The organism is Aeromonas sp. 95A (assembly GCF_051919235.1).
GTDB lineage: Bacteria > Pseudomonadota > Gammaproteobacteria > Enterobacterales > Aeromonadaceae > Aeromonas > Aeromonas veronii.
Window position 1 is genome coordinate 3,885,119 of record NZ_JBQBFC010000001.1, and the last position, 19,597, is coordinate 3,904,715.

The window sequence follows — 19,597 nt, forward strand, 5'->3', positions numbered from 1 at the left end:
ACAAAAAGAGCGCCAATAGGCGCTCTTTTTTATTGCGAGGGTGGCGGTTACTTGGCCACTCTGTCGTGCGAGATCATTTGACCTCTTCGCCCTTGGCTTGCAGATCAGCATGGTAGGAGGAGCGCACGAAAGGACCGCAGGCGGCGTGGGTAAAGCCCAGCTCCATGGCGACATCTTTCAGCTCGTCAAACTCTGCTGGCGGCACGTAGCGCTTGACCGGCAGGTGGTGGCGGCTCGGCTGCAGATACTGACCCAGGGTCAGCATGTTGACGCCGTGGGCGCGCAGATCCTTGAGCACCTCGACGATCTCTTCGTTGGTCTCGCCAAGGCCCATCATCAGACCGGATTTGGTCGGTACGTGGGGGTGCATCTCCTTGATGCGGCGCAGCAGCTCCAGCGACCACTTGTAGTCGGCACCCGGGCGGGCGACGCGATACATGCGCGGCGCGGTTTCCAGGTTGTGGTTGAAGACGTCCGGCGGGGTTTCGCGGAACACCTCCAGCGCCTGCTCCATCCGGCCACGGAAATCCGGAGTCAGGATCTCGATGCGGGTCTGCGGGCTGTGCTCGCGGATCTCGCGGATGCAGTCGGCGAAGTGCTGGGCACCGCCGTCGCGCAGATCGTCGCGGTCCACCGAGGTGATCACCACATACTTGAGGTTCATCTCCTTGATGGTCAGCGCCAGCTTCTTCGGCTCTTCCGGATCGAGTGCCAGCGGGCGGCCGTGGGCCACGTCGCAGAAGGGGCAACGGCGGGTACAGATGGCGCCCATGATCATGAAGGTGGCGGTGCCGTGGTTGAAGCACTCCGCCAGGTTGGGGCAGGAGGCCTCTTCACACACCGAGTGCAGCTTGTTTTTGCGCAAGGTGCTCTTGATGTGTTCGATCTTCTGGCTGGAGGGGGGCAGCTTGATCCGCATCCAGTCCGGCTTGCGAAGGAGTTCTTCGTTGGGATCCGGCATGAATTTCACCGGGATCAGGGCCATCTTGTCGCCATCGCGCAGCTTGACGCCCGGCTCCATACGAACGGGTTTGCTCATGATTCACTCTCGGTGTTTGTTATTGTTTGATAGCCAATCAGGCGGGCCAGCTCGGCCACCAGAATGGATTGCGCCTCGGCCACGCTCTGCGGGCCGCCCAGAGCGCTGGTCTGGGTCATGGCCATGCCCGCATAGCCGCACGGATTGATGTGCAGGAAGGGGGTCATGTCCATGTTGATGTTGAGGGCCAGCCCGTGGAACGAGCACCCCTTGCGGATGCGCAGACCCAGCGAGGCCAGTTTTGCCTCCATGCCAAGGTCATTTTTCACATAGACCCCGGGGGCATCGGCCTTGGCATAAGCCTGGATATCGCTTTTGGCGAGGGTGTTGATGATGGCTGTCTCCAGCGCGGTCACCAGCTCGCGAACCGAGAATTTGCAGCGGCGGACATCCACCAGTACGTAGAGCACCAGCTGGCCCGGGCCGTGATAGGTCACCTGACCGCCGCGATCGCTCTGCACCACCGGGATACTGCCCGGATTGAGCAGGTGTTCGGCCTTGCCGGCCTGGCCCTGGGTGTAGACGGGATCGTGCTCGACCACCCAGAACTCGTCCGGGGTGTCGCTGGTGCGGTTGTCGGTGAAGGCTTTCATGGCGTCCCATACCGGCTGGTAGGGGCGGCGACCCAGCTGCCTGACAATCAGGCTGGACTGGGCGGGGATCTGGGATGACATGGCGTCCTCGCGGCGTGCTGCGGCCAAAAACAGTCGCCCCGCAGAACGGGGCGAGAGAGAAATTACAGTACGTATTTCACCAGCTCGATCTTGCCAAGGGCGTGGTACATCGCTTCGATGTGCTCCTTGCTCTGGGCAGTCACGGTCACGCGGACCGAGTGGTAGTTGCCCTTGGAGCTGGGCTGGACTGTCGGGCTGTAGGTGCCGGGGGCGTGCTGCTGCAGCACTTCAACCACCATTTCCGGCAGTGCCGGGTCGGCAACGCCGAGTACCTTGAACGGGAATTTGCAGGGAAACTCCAGCAGTTCATCAAACTTGGTATTCATTTACTCACCTTTTGCGTCATCACCGGGATGACTTCATCTTGGATGGCTAGTGGCCGATGGCCCGTGGAGGCCGCCATTTCAAGTCTATATGGGCACGGCTCATAACTATATGGGCGCTGCCCGGACCGGGATCAAGGCCAGGATCGGTCAGACAAGGATGGAAGTGCTGCTTTTTACCACAAATCAGGGTGAGGCGGAACCTGCAGTTTACAGGGTTATTCACTGCCTTTGCCGGTCACAGACAGCAGCGGCGCCTGTTGGCGCCGCTGTTTGGTGAGGATTGTGCGTTGGATTACTTGAACCAGCTGGTGACCAGCAGTACCAGATAGTCCCACAGACGGCTCATCAAGCCACCTTCCTGCACCTCTTCCAGGGCAACCAGCGGCACCTGCTTGATCTCTTTGTCGCCCTGTTTCAGGAACACGGTACCGACGCGCTGCCCCTTGGCCAGCGGCGCTTTCAGCTCGCTGTCGAGCTGGAAATCAGCCTTCAGGTTGTTACCCTGACCGCGGGTGACCAGCACGGAGACATCTTTGTCGACGCCCAGTTTCACTTCCGGTTTGTCGCCCATCCAGATCTTCTGGGTAACTAGCTCGGTGCCTGCCTTGTACGGGGTCAGGCTCTGGAAGAAGCGGAAGCCGTAGGTGAGCAGTTTTTTGCTCTCGGCGGCGCGGGAGGCTTCGCTGCTGGCGCCCAGTACCACGGCGATCAGGCGCATGCCTTCGTTGTTGGTGGCAGAGGAGACCAGGTTATAGCCGACCTGACTGACGTGGCCGGTCTTGATGCCATCCACTTGCAGGGATTGATCCCACAGCAGGCGGTTGCGGTTGTGCTGGGTGATGCCGTTGAAGACGAAGGATTTCTGGGAGTAGATCTTGTACTCCTCCGGCAGGTCGCGGATCAGCGCCTGACCCAGACGGGCCATGTCGTGAGCGGTACTGTAGTGACCTTCCGCATCCAGACCGTGCGGGTTCATGAAGTGGCTGTCGTTCATGCCGAGCTTGGCGGCCCAGCTGTTCATCAGGCTGGCGAAGGAGTCGGTGCTGCCCGCCAGGAACTCGGCCATGGCGACGCAGGCATCGTTGCCGGACTGGATGATGATGCCCTTGTTCAGGTCATCGACGGAGACCTGCTTGCCCACCTCGATAAACATCTTGGAGGAGTCGGAGTAGTTCTTGGACCAGGCGTTCTGGCTGATGGTCACCATGTCGGTGCGCTTGATGTTCCCCTTCAGCAGCTCCTGGCCGATGATGTAGGAGGTCATCATCTTGGTCAGACTGGCAGGCGGCAGACGCTCTTCGGCGTTCTGCTCGGCCAGCACCTGACCGGAGTAGTAGTCGATCAGAATATGGGCCTTGGCGGAGATCTCCGGCGCGGCGGGAACCACCATGGGCATGGCATTCGGGGTCGGTGTCGGCACCGGCGTATTGGCCTGGGCGGTTACGCTGATCAGTGAGGCCAGAAGAACTGAACGGGCAAATTTGGACATCTTGAAATTCCTGCGAGCCAGATGGGGATAAAATGCGGGCCTAACTATACCAGATGCGCCCGCAGGTTATAGCCCGAGATGGCGATCAGAACTGGTTTTTTATCCATCACTCCCTGTCATCACGCCATAAAACGACGTGATGACAGTGAGTAAGCGGTTAGTCACATCCGCGGCAAAGTGGGGCGCTCAGGGCACGATAAAGGCCTGTTCCAGCCCGCCCTGACGTACTTTTTCCAGCACACTTGCCTGCTGGTCGGCGGCGACCGGGCCAATCAGCACCCGGAAAATGGCGCCATGAGCATCGATCCGGTAAGGCACGCCGTAACGCTGGGTCATCACCTTGCCCATCGCCTCGGCCCGATCCCGGGAGCCGCTGGCCAGTACCTGGATCATCTTGCCATCCCCACTGCTGGCGGGCGCTGCAGCCTTGGCTGGTGCTGGCTTGACCGGTGCCGCTTTGGCGGGCGTGGCCGCGGGCGCCTTGACGGGAGTCGGTTCGGCAGTGGGAGTGGTCATCGCCAGCGCAGTCGGTTCACCCAGGAAGCCATCTTGCGACAGCGTGCTGGAGGCCGCAGCCGGAGTGGTCGGAGTCATTTCGATGGGCTTCATTGGCTCCATGATCACCATCTGATCCGGGGTGTCGCTGATCAGCTCCAGCCGTACTCGGGCCTCACCGCTATCGACCATCTCCAGCTGCTTGGCCGCTGCGTAGGAGAGGTCGATCAGGCGCGGGCTGTTGAACGGGCCGCGGTCGTTGACCCGCACTATGGTCTCCAGCCCGTTGTCCAGATTGGTGACCCGCACATAGCTCGGGATGGGCAGGTTGCGGTGGGCGGCGCTGAACAGCTTGCTGTCCAGCACATCGCCGTTGGCGGTTTTCTGGCCGTCCAGATCCGGCGACAGCCAGCTGGCGGTGCCCTCTTCGCTGTAGTGTTTGATGTCGCGCCACACCTCGTGCTTCTGCTTGCCGATCCAGTAGTCCCGGTTGCCGCTGGCACTCAGGGGCTCGGGGTGCGGAATGGCGCCGGTGGCTTGCGGGATCTCGATAACGGGTGGCTTGCTGACCGGTGCTTGTGGCTCGACGGGAGCGGACTGTTCCGGCTGGCTGCTACAGGCGGCCAGCAACAAGCTCAGGCTGAGCGGGAGGAGTTTGTGACGAAGATGCATACGCTTCCTGAATGGCTTGGCTAAGTTGATACACCGCCATCGCATAGAGTGGGCTGCGATTGTAACGGGTGATCACATAAAAGTTATGCCGTGCGACCCAGTATTCCGGTCCATCGGCTTGGGCAAACGCCAGCAACTTGACCGGCGTCTGTGGGGCCAGCGGCGTGGCGAGCTCAATCCCTGCCGCCGCCAGTTCTGACCACTGCTGTGTTAACTCGGGCTCAGGCCTGAGTAGAGGTTCGACTGCCATCAACCCGATCTGGGCCGGTTCCACCACGGATTCGCCCCAGCGCCACTGGTGGCTGGCAAAATAGTTGGCCACGCTGCCGATGGCATCGACCGGGTTGGCAAACAGATCCCGCTTGCCATCCCCGTCAAAATCGACGGCGTAGTGGCGGTAGCTGGAGGGCATGAACTGCCCCATCCCCATGGCGCCGGCATAGGAGCCCTTGAGGGCATCGAGTTGCCACCCTTCCTCTTTGGCCAGCACCACCAGCTGGGCAAACTCCTTGGCAAAGAAGTCGCTGCGCTCCGGGTAGTGGAACCCCAGGGTGTAGAGGCTATCGAGCACCGGATGACGGCCCATCTGGCGACCGTAGAAGGTTTCTACCCCTATGATGGCCACGATGAGCGAGGCGGGCACCCGATAGGTCTGCTCCGCGCGAGCCAGCGTCTCGGCATGTTGCTGCCAGAACTGCTGGCCGTCACGGATGCGCTCCGGGGTAACAAACAGCGGCCGGTAGCGATGCCAGGGTTTGGCCTCCCACGGCTTGCTGATGGTGTCGAGCACCTCCTGCCGTAACTGGGCGCGGGCGACGGCAGCCTGCAGCTCCGCCAGTGGCACCTGCTGCTGGTCGGCGAGCAGGGCCAACCGATCCGGCGCCACGGCGGCGGTCGCCATCGTGGTGGCGAGCGAGAGCAGCAATCCAACCCGTCTCATCAGGCGAGTAGTCTTCTATGAGTCTGGATGGACATCAGTATGCCAAAGCCGGCCATCAGGGTCACCATGGAGGTGCCGCCATAACTCACCAGCGGCAGGGGTACCCCCACCACCGGCAGGATGCCGCTCACCATGCCCATGTTGACGAACACATAGACGAAGAAGGTGAGGGTGATGGCGCCGCCCAGCAGTCGCTCGAAGCTGTTCTGGGCCTGCATCGAGATAAACAGGCAGCGGCTGATGACGTAGAGGTAGAGCACCAGCAGCAGGGCAACCCCCACCAGACCGAACTCCTCGCTAAATACCGCGAAGATGAAGTCGGTATGCCGTTCTGGTAAAAACTCAAGCTGGGACTGGGTCCCTTGCAGCCACCCCTTGCCAAAGACGCCGCCGGAGCCGATGGCAATCTTGGACTGGATGATGTGATAGCCGCGGCCGAGCGGGTCTTTCTCCGGGTCGAGCAGCATCAGCACCCGCTGGCGCTGGTAGTCGTGCATCAGGAAGAACCAGAGCACCGGCATAAAGGCCAGCATCAGCAGGACCGCCAAGCCGATCAGCCACCAGCTGAGCCCCGCCAGGAAGATGACGAAGAAGCCGGAGGCGGCCACCAGAATGGAGGTGCCAAGGTCAGGCTGGGCGGCGATCAGCAGGGTGGGCAGCAGCACCATGATGAGGGCGATCACCACATGGCTGAACTTGGGGGGCAGCGAGTGGCGACTGAGCCAGGCGGCCACCATGATTGGCATGGAGAGCTTCATCACCTCGGAGGGCTGGAACTTCATAAAGCCCAGATCGAGCCAGCGCTGGGCCCCCTTGCCGATGTGGCCGAACACGTCCACCGCAATCAGCATCAGCACCACCACGGCGAACAGCGGCACGGACCAGCGAGCGTAGAGGGAGGGGGGCAGCTGGGCCAGGCCGATCATCAGGGCAAAGGCGAGACCGCCGCGCACCAGCTGGCGCACGATGGAGTCCATATCCTGACCGGAGGCGGAGTAGAGCACCACCATGGAGAGGGTCATCACGGCCAGCAGACCGAGCAGCAGCGGCAAGTCGATATGCAGCTTGTACCAGATGCTCTGCTGGCGGGCAGAATTACTCATTGGGGGCGACCTCACTCGGTTGGGACGGCTTTTCCGGTGCCGGTGGCAGTTGCGGATCAGGGGGCAGCAGATAGGCATCCAGCATCTGGCGAGCAACGGGTGCCGCATTGGTACTGCCACCACCGGCGTTCTCCAGAACCAGAGCCACGACTGCCTTGGGGGTTTCATAGGGAGCAAAGGCGACAAACAGGGCATTGTCGCGGTGCTCCACTTTCATGGCTTTGGCGTTGTAGACCTGATTCTCTTTCATGTTGACCACCTGGGCGGTGCCGGACTTGCCTGCCGCCACATAGGGGGTGTTGGCAAAAGCGCGACGGCCGGTACCCTCGTGGCCGTTGATCACTCGCCACATCCCCTCACGCGCCACCTGCCAGTAGCTGTCGCTCTTGGTTTTGAGCGCCATGTTCGGGTTGATCGGAGCATCGACCACTCCCGCTTGAGAGGCGGTGCTCTTGAGCAGGTGCGGGGTCACATCGTGGCCATTCTGGGTCAGGATGCTAATCGCCTTGGCCAGCTGGATTGGCGTGGCGCTCCAGTAACCCTGACCGATACCGATGGAGATGGTGTCCCCCTGATACCAGGGCTGACGCCAGCGGGCCATTTTCCAGTCACGGGACGGCATGACCCCCTTGGTCTCTTCATAGAGGTCGACGCCACTGTACTGACCGAAGCCGAACTTGGTCATGTAGCTGTGGATCTTGTCGATGCCGACACGATAGGCGAGATCGTAGAAGTAGGTATCTGCCGAGACCTCGATGGCGCGATAGACATCGAGCCAGCCGTGTCCCCAGCGGCGCCAGTCGCGAAACTTCTTGGTGGTACCGGGAATAGAGAAGCTCGGGCCGCCGAAATAGCGATAGCCCGGGGTAATGGCCCCCTCGTTGAGCCCCATTACCGACATCATGGGCTTGACGGTGGAGGCGGGGGCATAAATGCCCTGAGTGGTGCGGTTCACCAGCGGCCGCGCCGGATCGTTGAGCAGCGCCGAGTAGTTGGCGCTGGAGATGCCGGTCACGAACAGGTTGGGGTCGTAGCTGGGGCTCGACTCCATGGCGATGATGGCGCCGGTTCTCGGATCCATCATCACGATGGCACCGCGCTGGCCAGCCAGCAGTTGCTGTGCCTTGAGCTGCATCCGGACGTCGATATTGAGGTAGATATCCTTGCCGGGAATAGGCGGCTGGAACTTGAGGGTGCGGACAATCCGGCCGCGGTTGTTCACCTCGACCTCCTGATAGCCCGCCACGCCGTGCAGCTCATCCTCGTAATACTTCTCCACCCCCTGCTTGCCGATATCCTTGGTGGCCGCGTAGTTGGCGAGTTTTTCTTCCTTCTCGAGGCGCTCCACGTCACGGGTGTTGATCTTGGCCACATAGCCCAAAGCGTGGGTGAGGGTGTCACCAAACGGGTAGTAGCGTTTGAGGTAGGCCTCGATGCTGGCGCCCGGGTAGTTGTGCTGGTTGACCGAGAAGAGGGCTACCTGATATTCGGTCAGTTTCTCGTAGAGGGGGACCGGCTTGAAGCGGCGCTGGCGCTTCACTTCGGCGAGGAACTTCTCCTTGGTGCCCTCTGGCAGACCCAGCAGGGTGATCAGCTGGTCGGCAGTTTTTTCGAGATCTTTGGTCTCTTCCGGCACAATTTCCAGACTGTAGACCGGGCGGTTTTCCGCCAGCAGCACGCCGTTGGCGTCATAGATGAGGCCCCGTGGTGGCGCCACCGGTACCACGCGGATACGGTTGGAGTTGGAGCGAGTCTGGTAGGTGTCGTAGGACTCGACCTGCAGATAATAGAGATTGCCCAGCAGCACCAGCATCAGCACGACGATGCCGATGTAGGCTACCAGGGTGCGCCGGAAGAACAGATTGCCCTCGGCACTGTGATCGCGCATTTCGATGCGTTGTTTCAGCATGCCTTTACCTCAAGACCCTTGGGGGCAATAAGAGCAGGAACTGCATTGTTCACTCTCTGTGATAGGGGTGAATATGAGAGGTGAGACTCCAGAGACGCATGGCTCACTCTCTATGATACGGATGATTGGTGGTGATGCTCCAGGCCCGATAGAGGCTCTCGGCCACCAGCACCCGCACCAGCGGATGGGGCAGGGTGAGCGGTGACAGTGACCAGCTCTGTTCGGCGGCAGCTTTGCACTCGGGGGACAAGCCTTCCGGCCCGCCTACCAGCAGCGCGACATCGCGGCCATCGAGTTTCCACGCCTCCAGCTGGGTCGCCAGCTGCTCCGTGGTCCAGGGCTTGCCCGGAATGTCGAGGGTGACGATGCGCGAGCGCCCCGCAGCCGCCAGCATGGCTTCCCCTTCCTTCTGCAGGATGCGCGGAATGTCGGCATTTTTGCCCCGTTTGCCTGCGCCGATCTCGACGAGTTCAAACGGCATGTCTTTGGGGAAGCGGCGACGATACTCTTCGAAGCCATGCTCTACCCAGGCGGGCATCTTGGTGCCCACCGCAATCAACTGGATCTTCATGGTCGTTACACTTGTGCTCTTATTGCGTATTCATTTGAGCGGCACCGCTCCACAGCTTTTCCAGTTGGTAGAAGTCACGATGTTCATCCTGCATCACATGCACGATCACCGAGCCCATATCTACCAGCACCCATTCACCGCTCAGTTGCCCTTCCACGCTCAGCAGATCCAGACCCGCGTGGCGGGCCTCGCTGGCCAGATGGTGGGCAATGGCGCTGACGTGACGACTTGAGTTGCCGGAACAGATGATCATGGTGTCAGTAATGCTGGATTTGCCGCGTACATCGAGGGTGATAATGTCGCGGCCTTTCATGTCATCGATCTTGTCGATGATAAAGGCATGCAATTCTTGGCCTTGCAATGAGTCTCTCCTGTATTCCGGCGCGCAGCGTTTGCGTCAGGGCGGCGGATTATATCATGGTCACTCCCGTTTCCCATCGGGTGGGGCAGGATTACGACAGGGGCTAGCGGCGGTTGGCGCGGTAGAGCCCCTGTTGATCAATATAGTGCGCAACCGACTCGGGCAAGAGGTAGCGGGTGTCTTGCCCCTCATCCAGCAAGGCTCGCAGTCGGGTGGCTGACAGTTCGATGGGCTGGTTGTCCGCCAGCCAGATATGACCGGCCAGACGCTGATGCAGCGCGTTGGCATCCGTGGTGTGATGGCACGCCAGCAACTGCGCCACCTCGGCTGGATAATCCGGTTGCCAGCCCGGCCGCACGCTCACCACCAGATGGGCATGGTCGAGCAGCTCCTGCCAGCGGTGCCAGCTTGGCAGGCTCAGCAGGGAATCCATCCCCATCAGAAAACAGAGCGGCGTATCGGGCAGTTCATGACGCAGCTCGATCAGGGTATCGATGGTGTAAGAGGGTTTGTCCCGTCTCAGCTCCCGCTCATCCACCACAAAGTGGTGGTTCTCTGCTGCCGCCAGTTTAACCATGGCGAGGCGCTGTTCGCTCGAGCAGAACGGATTGGCACGGTGGGGCGGGATATGGTTCGGGATCAGCCGTATTTCGGCCAGCCCGAGGGCATCGCGCGCCTCGATGGCCGGGCGAAGATGACCGATATGGATGGGGTCGAAGGTGCCGCCAAGCAAACCGACAGGCGCCTTCAGCATGGCGCACTCTCCATCACCAGCGGCAGCGGGGTGCCATCACGAAAGCCGAGGGCAATGGTCTGCAGCATCAGCCACGCCTGTTCGGTATCGAAGCGGCGCTGGGCATCGTCCAGCTGGGCCATCAGTTGCCACAGTTCCTGCAACTTGGCAAACGGCAGACGGGTCAGAGCTTGCTGAATGAGCTGCTGGCGGCTCTGCCAGATGCGCAGGCGGCTGAAGTGCTCCCCCAGCGGCTGGCCGTTGCGCATCGCCAACGACAGCTCGGTCAGCTGCTCCAGCTCGCGGCAGAGGGTCCAGGCCAGCATCCCCGGCTCGGTGCCTTCGGCCCGCAGGGCGGCCAGAATGCGCTGGGCCCGGTTCACCTTGCCCTCCAGCAGGGTATCGACCAGCTGGAACGGGGTGAAGTGGGCGTGGCGGATAATGGTCTCTTGCAGATAGGTGACGCTGATGGGCTGGGGCGGCGAGAGCAGGGTCAGCTTCTCGATCTCCTGGCTGGCGGCCAGCAGGTTGCCCTCGTAGGAGTGGCACATGAAATTGATGGCATCCGGCAGCGCCTTGAGGCCGAAACGCGCAAAACGGGCGCTCATCCAGCGCGGGAAGAACTTGGGCTCCGGATGGTTGACCGGCACATAGGTGCCAATTTGGTAGAGCTTGTCGAACCAGGCTGCCTTCATCTGGGTCTGGTTGAGGCGACCGCCACTCAGCACCAGCAGCAGGTCGGGATGAAGCTGCTTGCCAATTTCGCTGATGCGGGCAGCGAGATCCTTGTCCACCTTGGCGGGCAGCTCCAGCTCGATGATCTGGCGGGCAGAGAAGAGGCTCATGGCCTGACAGGCATCGTAGACCTGATTCCAGTCCAGCCCCTGTTCCACCACGAAGGTGTGGCGCTCATCGAAACCCTGCTTGCGGGCGACCTGACGGATGGCATCGATGGCCTCCAGTCGCAACAGGGGCTCGTCGCCAAAAACGAGATAGCAGGGCCGAAGCCCTGCTTTGAGGTGGTCACCAAATTGCTCAGGGTAGACTCTCATCAAAGTACTCGCATCAGAAGCTGACCTGACTCAACTGCCGGATCACCTGATTGGCCGCCTGCTCCTGCATCTCGCGGTTGAGCTGCTCCTGCTCACGGGAGGAGGCGAGCGCTGCATCCGGCTTGTTGAGGAAGCTGCGGTTGAAGTTGATGGGGAAGACCTGAGTCGGCTTGCCCGGCACCGAAATGGTGAACTGGGTACCAAAGCCCAGCACATATTCGGTGTCCGTCCCCAGCGCGTTGACCGAGGCGACCTGACTGGTGCTGCCTACGCCGCCCAGAGTGAGCACCGGAATGCCCTCCTTGTCGGCCAGGGTCACGCCAGAGGCCTTCAGGCGGGTGGTAACCATCCGGTAGAAGTCGCTCTTGTTGTCGCCCACGACCTTCATGGTCATCAGCTCGCTCGGAATGCCGTTGCCGCGCATGTGAAAGCCGCAGCCTTGCAGCAGCAGACCAGCCAGCACGATGGCCATCCAGCGGGTGAAGATGGTGCCCATAGAAAATCCTCTTTGCATTAAGGGAAAGCGGCGGGCGCAGGGCCCGCCGTTATCATCCGTTTGCTGTTACAGATTGGCAATGATCAGTTGGTAACCAATCAGTTGGCAGCCAATTAGTTAGCGACAATATTGAGCAGCTTGCCAGGTACATAGATCACCTTGCGCACGGTCAGACCGTCGGTGAACTTCTGCACGGAAGCATCGGCCATCGCCAGCTTCTCGACGTCGGCCTGGCTGATCTCGGCCGGCACGGTCAGTTTGCCGCGCATCTTGCCGTTGATCTGTACCACCACCAGCTTCTCGGTCTCGACCATGGCCGCTTCATCGGCCACCGGCCAGGCTGCGTGATCGATGTCGTCGCCCTTGCCCAGCATCTTCCACAGCTCGAAGCCGATGTGCGGGGTGATGGGGTAGAGCATGACTACCACGGCTTCCAGCGCTTCCTGCATCAGGGCGCGATCCTGCTCGTCGTTGCCCAGCTTGGAGAGATTGTTCATCAGCTCCATGATGGCGGCGATGGCGGTGTTGAAGGTCTGACGGCGACCCACGTCATCACTCACCTTGGCGATGGTCTTGTGCAGTTCACGGCGTACCGCTTTCTGCTCGTTGGTGAGAGCAGCTACATCGAGTGCGGCAACGGCGCCACCGGAAACGTGTTCGAAGGTGACGCGCCACAGGCGACGCAGGAAGCGCTGGGCACCCTCTACGCCGGAGTCGGACCACTCCAGCGTCATTTCTGCCGGAGAGGCGAACATCATGAACAGACGGACGGTATCGGCGCCGTAACGCTCGACCATCAGCTGCGGGTCGATGCCGTTGTTCTTGGACTTGGACATCTTGGTCATGCCGGAGTGCATTACCTCACGACCTTCGTTGTCGATGGCCTTGGTGATGCGACCCTTCTCGTCACGCTCTACCTTGACGTCGGTCGGGCTGACCCAGACGTTGCCGCCTTTTTCGTCCTTGTAGTAGAAGGCGTCGGCCAGCACCATGCCCTGACAGAGCAGGCGCTTGAACGGCTCGTCGCTGTTGACCAGACCTGCGTCACGCAGCAGCTTGTGGAAGAAGCGGGCGTAGAGCAGGTGCATACAGGCGTGCTCGATGCCGCCGATGTACTGATCCACCGGCAGCCAGTGGTTCGCAGCAGCCGGGTCCAGCATGCCTTTGTCGTAGTCCGGAGAGCAGTAGCGCGCGTAGTACCAGGAGGACTCCATGAAGGTGTCGAAGGTATCGGTTTCGCGGAACGCTTCCTGACCGTTGTAAGTGGTCTTGGCCCACTCGGCATCGGCCTTGATCGGGCTCTGGATACCGTCCATCACCACATCTTCCGGCAGCAGTACCGGCAGCTGGTCTTCCGGCGTCGGCACCACTGTGCCGTCAGCCAGAGTCAGCATCGGGATGGGGGCACCCCAGTAGCGCTGACGGGAGACACCCCAGTCGCGCAGACGGAAGTTGACGGTGCGCTTGCCCTTGCCCAGTGTTTCCAGCTTGTTGGCGATGGCATCAAAGGCACCCTGGAAGTCGAGACCGTCGAACTCGCCGGAGTTGAACAGCACGCCCTTCTCGGTGTAAGCGGCTTCGCTCACGTCGACGTCGCCATCAACCGGCTTGATGACCGCCTTGATGTCGAGGCCATATTTGGTGGCGAATTCGAAGTCACGTTGATCGTGGGCCGGAACCGCCATCACGGCGCCGGTGCCGTAGTTCATCAGCACGAAGTTGGCGACCCAGACCGGTACCTTGCGGCCATCCAGCGGGTGAATGGCGTAGAGGCCGGTGGCCATGCCCTTTTTCTCCATGGTGGCCAGTTCGGCTTCGGCTACCTTGGTGTTCTTGCACTCTTCGATAAAGGCTGCCAGTTCCGGATTGTTTTCGGCGGCCTGCAGGGCCAGCGGGTGGCCAGCGGCGATACCGACATAGGTGACGCCCATGAAGGTGTCCGGACGGGTGGTGTAGACCTCCAGCTGATCAGCCTGACCCTCGATGGCGAAGCTGATGTTGACCCCTTCGGAGCGGCCAATCCAGTTGCGCTGCATGGTCTTGACCATCTCCGGCCAGCCTTCGAGGTTGTCGATATCGTTCAGCAGCTCTTCGGCGTAGTCGGTGATCTTGATGAACCACTGGGGGATCTCTTTCTGCTCCACCGGGGTGTCACAGCGCCAGCAGCAGTTGTCGACAACCTGCTCGTTGGCCAGTACGGTCATGTCGTTCGGGCACCAGTTGACGGAGGAGGTCTTCTTGTAGACCAGACCCTTCTCGTAGAGCTTGGTGAAGAACCACTGCTCCCAGCGGTAGTAATCCGGTTTGCAGGTGGCGACTTCACGATCCCAGTCATAACCCAGACCCAGCATCTTCAGCTGGTTCTTCATGTATTCGATGTTTTCGTAGGTCCAGGGGGCCGGCGCCGTGTTGTTCTTGATGGCGGCGTTTTCCGCCGGCAGACCGAACGCATCCCAACCTATGGGTTGCAGCACGTTCTTGCCATTGAGGCGTTGATAACGGGAGATCACATCACCTATGGTGTAGTTGCGAACGTGCCCCATGTGTAGACGACCAGACGGATAGGGGAACATGGAGAGGCAGTAGAACTTCTCTTTGTCTACTTTTTCCACGGCCTTGAAGGTTTTCTTGGCATCCCAGTGCTTCTGCACTGCTGGTTCGATTGATTGGGGAACGTATTGCTCTTGCATTGGTGACATCCGGATCTGTGAAATGAATAGATAAATCAGCTGGGAAATCGCAATAGAATACCCATATCCTGCGGCGGCAACAACCGCCAGCATCCGTCAAGCCTGAAGCCGGGCCAGAAAGGGATTTAGCAGAGGAGTAACAGCCATGGACAAACGTCAAAAAGGGTATGAAACCTTCATTGCCGAACTGCAAAAGCAGTGGCAAGAGACAGAGCAGTTCCAGGGGGAGCGCCTCAACCGGATGATTGCCCGCGTTCAGGCCTATCTGGAAGCGGCCAGTGACCTCACTCAGGACGAGCTGGCGCTGATCGCCGAGTATGTGAAGCGGGATCTGGGGAACTATGACGAGGGGCGCAAGGATGAGCAGGTGGAGGAGTCTGCCTTTATGCTGGCGCTCAAAGATACCGCCTGGTCCTGGTTGGCGGATGTGACTGACCGCGCCCAGGTGGAGTGGCGCGAGCTGGCCGACGAGCTGGAGCACAAGGGCGTCTATGAGGCGGGCGACTGGGTGGGGCTCGGGGTCATGGTGTGCGACCAGTGTGGTTGGCGCCATACCGTGCTGCATCCCCAGCAGCTCGATACTTGCCCCGAGTGCGGCTGCGCCGAGTATCATCGCGAGCCGCTCTCGCCCTGAGTTTGAAAAGCTTATTGAACGACGTAGTTCGATACCGCAGCGTTGGTGTGAATTGAGAAAACACAATGTGAGGATACAGTGCAGTGACGCAGATTTTTTTCAGGCCGTATATTGGCGATAAGTATTACGAAAGCTGTTACGGCGTGCGAGTCATGGTTCTTGGTGAATCTCATTATGGTGATGCGGAAGACCTTTCTTCCGACTACACACAGTTTGTTGTTAACGAACATGCTTTTTGTGCTGGATCGCCTTTTTTCACTAAGCTCACGAAACTATTACGCTGTGAAGCTGGAGCGGTAAATATTGAAGAGCGGCATGAAACCTGGAGGCATGTTGCTTTTTATAACTACATTCAAGAGTTTGTTGGGGATGCAGGCCGTATCCGACCAACTACTGCAATGTGGGAGAAGGCTGTTTGTGCTTTGAAAGAGGTTGTGCAGGAACTACAGCCAGATGTGATCCTTGTTTTGGGGCATCAAATGTGGGAGCAGTTGCCTGAATTGCCTGTGGAATGGGCATGCGTTAAACATCCTTGTGGTGGAATGTCTTATGCCGATGCAATCCCTGAGTTTCTGGGCGCAATAGAAAGGGCACAAAAGTAATCTGCTAAAAAATCCGCAGCGTTTGTAGAATGAGATAAATAGCAAGAAGGCGCCATCAGGCGCCTTTTTCTTGCTTGCAGATTTCGTCGGGGCGTTTACTTGCCCGCGACGGAGAGGCCGCCAAAACGGATCTGCGGGGCGTAGAAGCCCTTGCTGTCGTTGTGGTGCAGGGTATCACCGACCGCTTCCAGCTCGCCCAGCAGGCGGTAGAAGTTGCCTGCTACCGTGATGCCGCGCACCGGCTGCAGTCGCACCCCATCGCGGCAGAGGAAGCCCGACGCGCCAAAGGAGAAGTCGCCGCTCACCGCATCGGCACCCGAATGCAGGCCATCCAGCTTGACCAGCTCCAGATAGTCGCCGCTCTGCACTTCCCCTTCGCAGTGAGGGCCCGCGCCAAACACTAGGTGGCGAGCGGTCACATCGAGGGCGCTGCGGGCACCGCGGGCGGCCGAGCCGTTGCTGGCCACACCAAAGTGGCGGGCGGTGGCGCTGTTATGGAGCAGGGTCTTCAGCTCCCCTTCGCCAATCAGCAGCAGATCCGAGCTGGCCGCCCCCTCGCCATCAAACGCCTTGATGTTCATGCCGCCCGGCATATAGACCCGGCTTTCCAGAGTAAGCCAGCGTGACGCCACGCTCTGGCCGACCTTGCTGCGCCAGGGGTTGATCCCTTGTTGGGCCCACTTGCCCGACAGCACACCCTGAAAGCAGCCAAACAGGCTGGCGAAGCAGTTGGTGCTAAAGATGACGCTGTAGCGACCGCTCGGCACCGCTTCACCGGGCAGTAGTCCATCGGCGATGGCGTAGATCTGCTCGATCAGGGCCTGGCTATCCAGCTCGTCGAAGCGACGGCCATACTGGCCCTGCGAGTGCATCGACTGGCGGCCATCCCGTTCCACCAGCGCCGAGGTGTAGCAGCCGACGCTGAACTCGCCGTGCTGGCAGAGGGTGCCCTGACTGTTGGCGAGCCAGAGCTGGCTCTCCCCTTCGAAGAAGCTGTTGTAGGGAGCGCCGCTCACATCGGGCATGGCCAGCATGTCAGATTCCAGGCGCAGGGCCAGAGCGATCTTCTCCTCAACCGGCGTGGTATCGGGCTGGTTGATCTCGGCGCAATCTGTGGTGATCCGGCTATTGGCCACCGAGATGCGCTGATCCGGGTCAACCTTGGCAAAGCGGCTGGCATCGAGCGCATCCTGCAGCATGGTATCCAGCGCCAGCTCATCGAGGGATTCCGAGTAGGCGATGCCGACCCGACCCTCTTTTATCAGGCGAATACCGAGTTGCTGGCTGCTGGTGACCTTGTATTCACCCAGCTCGCCCTTGTCTGCCTTGAGGGAGAAGGCCTTCTCCTGATTGGCGATGATGTCTGCCTCGGCACCAAGGTCGGCCACTTTATCCAGCAGGCGGGTGAGCAGTTGGTTCATGTCGAGTTGGCTCATCAGGCGTTCCCTCCCACCAGAATGTTGTCCACTTTGAGGGCCGGCTGGCCCACCGAGGTGGGCACCGAGCCCGAGACCGAGCCACACATACCGGCGGCCAGCGCCAGATTGCGGCCCACCATGGAGATCTCTTTCAGCACCTGCGGGCCGGTGCCGATCAGGGTGGCTGACTTGAGCGGCTTGGTGATTTTGCCGTGCTCGATGAGGTAGGCCTCCTGCACATTGAAGTTGAATTCACCGGTGCCGGGCTGTACCGAGCCGCCCCCCATCTTCTTGGCGTAGATGCCATGCTCGACGGTGGCCAGCATATCATCGAGGCTATGGTTGCCCGGTTCGATATAGGTGTTGCGCATGCGCGAGGTGGGGGCGTACTTGTAGGATTCGCGCCGCCCGGAGCCGGTGCGGGCGTAGCCCGTCTTGAGGGCCCCCATTCTGTCCACCAGAAAACCGGTCAGTACGCCGTCCTTGATGAGCTGGGTATGCTGGGTCGCCATCCCCTCGTCATCGACGTTGATGGAGCCCCAGGCGTTGCTCTGCAAGCCTTCATCCACCGCATTGACCACCGGATTGGCGATGAGCTGGCCCATCTTGTCGTGGAACACCGACGCCTTTTTGGCTACCGAGGTGGTCTCCAGCAGGTGGCCGCACGCCTCGTGGAAGATGACGCCGCCAAAGCCGTTCTCCATGATGACCGGCAGGGTGCCGCTCGGACAGGGAGCCGCGCCCAGCTTCACCAGTGCCTGACGGGTGGCGGTGAGCGCCAGATCGCGCGGATCGATGCGATCGGCATGCTCCCACCCCATCAGGGCGCCGGGGGCCTCGTAACCGACGCTCTGCTCGCTCCCTTCCATGGCGATAGTCTGGGCCATGATGCGGTTGTAGTGGCGGCGATCGGCCACTTGCACCCCTTCGCTGTTGAAGATCTCCACCTCCTGCTCCCAGCCCAGCACGTTGCCGGAGAACTGGCTCACCTTGTCGCTCTCAGCACGGGCCGCCGCATCCATGGCGTGCAGATAGGCGATCTTCTGCTCCAGCAGCTTGTCTGCCGACAGGGGCAGCGCGACCGGGTTGCGATCGCTCAGGCGGGTGAAATCGAAGGCGGTGGCGGTCACCACGGGGTCGCGGCGGTCTTTGGCCGCCAGCAGGGTGACGATGCGCAGCAGTTCGTCGCGGCTGGCTTGGTTGGTGTAGCCGTAGAGCACCTTGTGGCCGTAACAGAGGCGCACGCCGATGCCGAAATCGAGGCCACCGCTGATGTTCTCTATCTGGCTGGAGAGCAGGCTGAGCTGGCTGCGGCGCTTGCGCTCCACAAACAGCTCGGCGAAATCGGCACCCAGCGCCAGTGCGTGATCGAGCACGTCACGGGCAATGGCGGGGGCCAACAGGGAGAATGGGGTCATAGAATATCCTTTTCTGGTCTGTCCGTTTGCTTCCGACATCCGGCTCTGATTGTTATGGGATGTCGAGTCCATTGTTGCAGACCAGCACAAAAAAGTCGCTATAGCGTCATGCGATGATACCGATTGAGAAAATCGGTGCGATAACTGCGCCCGGCGGCCAGGGCCAGGGCCAGGGCCAGGCGCTCAGGGTCGTTTTGCCAAAACGTGGGAAAGATCAGAGCAGGGCGTGAATTTCGCTCAGGATCTGCTCGACCCACTGCTCGATGCGCGGATCGGTCTGGTCATATTGGTTGGCATCATCGAGGGCCAGCCCGACGAAGTGACGGCCATCGTCGATCAGTGCCTTGGAGGCATCGAACTCATACCCTTCGTTGGGCCAGTAGCCCACCAGCTTGACCCCTTTTGGCACCAGCTGATCGTGCAGCATGCCGAGGGCGTCCTGGAACCATTCGCCATAACCGAGCTGATCGCCGAGGCCAAACAGGGCCACGATGCGTCCCTCCAGATGGAGATCAACGATATCTTCCCAACGGGACTCCCAGTCCTCCTGCAGCTCGCCGAAATCCCAGGTGGAGATGCCGAGGATCAGGATCTCGTAATCCTCCATCAGGCGTAGGGAGACATCCTTGATATTGTGAATATCCACCAGCTCGGGGCCGATGAGGGCGCGGATCTTCTCGGCAGCCATCTCGGTGTAGCAGGTGGTGGAACCGTAAAACAGACCAATCTTCATCGCTCTACTCTCTGTTGGCGCTTTCTCGCTTGCTTTTGGCGCGTTCTCGCATGCTCGTGTGGGCTGCGCCATGTTGGCAACACGATGGGTAACGTAAGGGGAGGGCGCCAGTCTAGCAGATTGCCATTCGACCTTCACCGCCCGGCAAGGGGCGTGGCAAACGTGCCTTATCTTTCCAATGAAAGTGCCTTGTCTTTCCAAGGAGTTGGCGCGTTACAATGGGCCATCGATCCCCTGATTGC

At 60.4% G+C, this 19,597-nt stretch carries 19 protein-coding genes; 2 read left to right on the forward strand and 17 right to left on the reverse strand.

All coding sequences use genetic code 11. The features are described from left to right. Positions 1–73: 73 nt before the first annotated feature. The 14 genes from lipA to leuS all read right to left on the reverse strand — a co-directional run bounded on the left by lipA (position 74) and on the right by leuS (position 14,550). Positions 74–1,039 carry a lipoyl synthase gene (gene lipA / locus ACTG2U_RS17775; RefSeq protein ID WP_005335190.1) on the reverse strand — a complete coding sequence of 322 codons (966 nt, stop codon included), beginning with the start codon at positions 1,037–1,039 and terminating at the stop codon, positions 74–76. After that, positions 1,036–1,713 (reverse strand): lipoyl(octanoyl) transferase LipB, encoded by a 678-nt coding sequence (gene lipB, locus ACTG2U_RS17780; RefSeq protein ID WP_151286084.1) that lies wholly within the window; start codon positions 1,711–1,713, stop codon positions 1,036–1,038. The genes lipA and lipB overlap by 4 nt, the downstream gene beginning before the upstream one ends. A 62-nt stretch (positions 1,714–1,775) precedes the next feature. Beyond that, positions 1,776–2,039 (reverse strand): DUF493 family protein YbeD, encoded by a 264-nt coding sequence (gene ybeD / locus ACTG2U_RS17785; RefSeq protein ID WP_005335178.1) that lies wholly within the window; start codon positions 2,037–2,039, stop codon positions 1,776–1,778. Between the two features lie 292 nt (positions 2,040–2,331). Then, positions 2,332–3,528, reverse strand: a complete 1,197-nt coding sequence (locus tag ACTG2U_RS17790) for a D-alanyl-D-alanine carboxypeptidase family protein (protein ID WP_005335176.1) — start codon at positions 3,526–3,528, stop codon at positions 2,332–2,334. A gap of 186 nt (positions 3,529–3,714) precedes the next feature. Further along, positions 3,715–4,695: a septal ring lytic transglycosylase RlpA family protein gene (locus ACTG2U_RS17795; protein ID WP_439974867.1), complete on the reverse strand. Its 981-nt coding sequence runs from the start codon at positions 4,693–4,695 to the stop codon at positions 3,715–3,717. After that, positions 4,637–5,635 carry a lytic murein transglycosylase B gene (gene mltB / locus ACTG2U_RS17800; RefSeq protein ID WP_236296957.1) on the reverse strand — a complete coding sequence of 333 codons (999 nt, stop codon included), beginning with the start codon at positions 5,633–5,635 and terminating at the stop codon, positions 4,637–4,639. Before mltB ends, ACTG2U_RS17795 begins: the two co-directional genes overlap by 59 nt. Continuing rightward, positions 5,635–6,738: a rod shape-determining protein RodA gene (gene rodA, locus ACTG2U_RS17805; protein ID WP_005335170.1), complete on the reverse strand. Its 1,104-nt coding sequence runs from the start codon at positions 6,736–6,738 to the stop codon at positions 5,635–5,637. The genes mltB and rodA overlap by 1 nt, the downstream gene beginning before the upstream one ends. Beyond that, complete coding sequence (mrdA, locus tag ACTG2U_RS17810; RefSeq protein ID WP_129503437.1) at positions 6,731–8,647, reverse strand: penicillin-binding protein 2; 1,917 nt, start codon at positions 8,645–8,647, stop codon at positions 6,731–6,733. Before mrdA ends, rodA begins: the two co-directional genes overlap by 8 nt. Positions 8,648–8,750: 103 nt before the next feature. Then, positions 8,751–9,218: a 23S rRNA (pseudouridine(1915)-N(3))-methyltransferase RlmH gene (gene rlmH, locus ACTG2U_RS17815; protein ID WP_005335166.1), complete on the reverse strand. Its 468-nt coding sequence runs from the start codon at positions 9,216–9,218 to the stop codon at positions 8,751–8,753. Between the two features lie 19 nt (positions 9,219–9,237). Next, positions 9,238–9,579: a ribosome silencing factor gene (rsfS, locus tag ACTG2U_RS17820; protein WP_005335165.1), complete on the reverse strand. Its 342-nt coding sequence runs from the start codon at positions 9,577–9,579 to the stop codon at positions 9,238–9,240. Positions 9,580–9,682: 103 nt separating this feature from the next. Further along, positions 9,683–10,333 carry a nicotinate-nucleotide adenylyltransferase gene (nadD, locus tag ACTG2U_RS17825; protein WP_439974868.1) on the reverse strand — a complete coding sequence of 217 codons (651 nt, stop codon included), beginning with the start codon at positions 10,331–10,333 and terminating at the stop codon, positions 9,683–9,685. Continuing rightward, positions 10,327–11,364 carry a DNA polymerase III subunit delta gene (gene holA / locus ACTG2U_RS17830; RefSeq protein WP_439974869.1) on the reverse strand — a complete coding sequence of 346 codons (1,038 nt, stop codon included), beginning with the start codon at positions 11,362–11,364 and terminating at the stop codon, positions 10,327–10,329. Before holA ends, nadD begins: the two co-directional genes overlap by 7 nt. Before the next feature lie 13 nt (positions 11,365–11,377). After that, positions 11,378–11,860, reverse strand: a complete 483-nt coding sequence (locus tag ACTG2U_RS17835) for an LPS-assembly lipoprotein LptE (RefSeq protein ID WP_005335160.1) — start codon at positions 11,858–11,860, stop codon at positions 11,378–11,380. 113 nt (positions 11,861–11,973) lie between these two features. Beyond that, complete coding sequence (gene leuS / locus ACTG2U_RS17840; protein WP_439974870.1) at positions 11,974–14,550, reverse strand: leucine--tRNA ligase; 2,577 nt, start codon at positions 14,548–14,550, stop codon at positions 11,974–11,976. A 145-nt stretch (positions 14,551–14,695) separates the two neighbouring features. On the opposite strand from leuS, the gene ACTG2U_RS17845 reads away from it, so the two are divergent. Both ACTG2U_RS17845 and ACTG2U_RS17850 read left to right on the forward strand, forming a co-directional pair. Next, a complete protein-coding gene (locus tag ACTG2U_RS17845; protein ID WP_421273926.1) occupies positions 14,696–15,184 on the forward strand; it encodes a zinc ribbon-containing protein in 489 nt (162 codons plus the stop codon). A gap of 83 nt (positions 15,185–15,267) precedes the next feature. Then, positions 15,268–15,786: a hypothetical protein gene (locus ACTG2U_RS17850; protein WP_439974871.1), complete on the forward strand. Its 519-nt coding sequence runs from the start codon at positions 15,268–15,270 to the stop codon at positions 15,784–15,786. 95 nt (positions 15,787–15,881) lie between these two features. On the opposite strand, the gene ACTG2U_RS17855 is transcribed toward ACTG2U_RS17850, so the two are convergent. The 3 genes from ACTG2U_RS17855 to fldB form a co-directional block, all read right to left on the reverse strand. Continuing rightward, a complete protein-coding gene (locus ACTG2U_RS17855) occupies positions 15,882–17,222 on the reverse strand; it encodes a TldD/PmbA family protein (protein ID WP_439974872.1) in 1,341 nt (446 codons plus the stop codon). Beyond that, positions 17,222–18,622: a TldD/PmbA family protein gene (locus ACTG2U_RS17860; protein WP_064340805.1), complete on the reverse strand. Its 1,401-nt coding sequence runs from the start codon at positions 18,620–18,622 to the stop codon at positions 17,222–17,224. The genes ACTG2U_RS17855 and ACTG2U_RS17860 overlap by 1 nt, the downstream gene beginning before the upstream one ends. A gap of 214 nt (positions 18,623–18,836) precedes the next feature. Further along, positions 18,837–19,355 (reverse strand): flavodoxin FldB, encoded by a 519-nt coding sequence (gene fldB / locus ACTG2U_RS17865; protein ID WP_439974873.1) that lies wholly within the window; start codon positions 19,353–19,355, stop codon positions 18,837–18,839. Between the last annotated feature and the right edge of the window lie 242 nt (positions 19,356–19,597).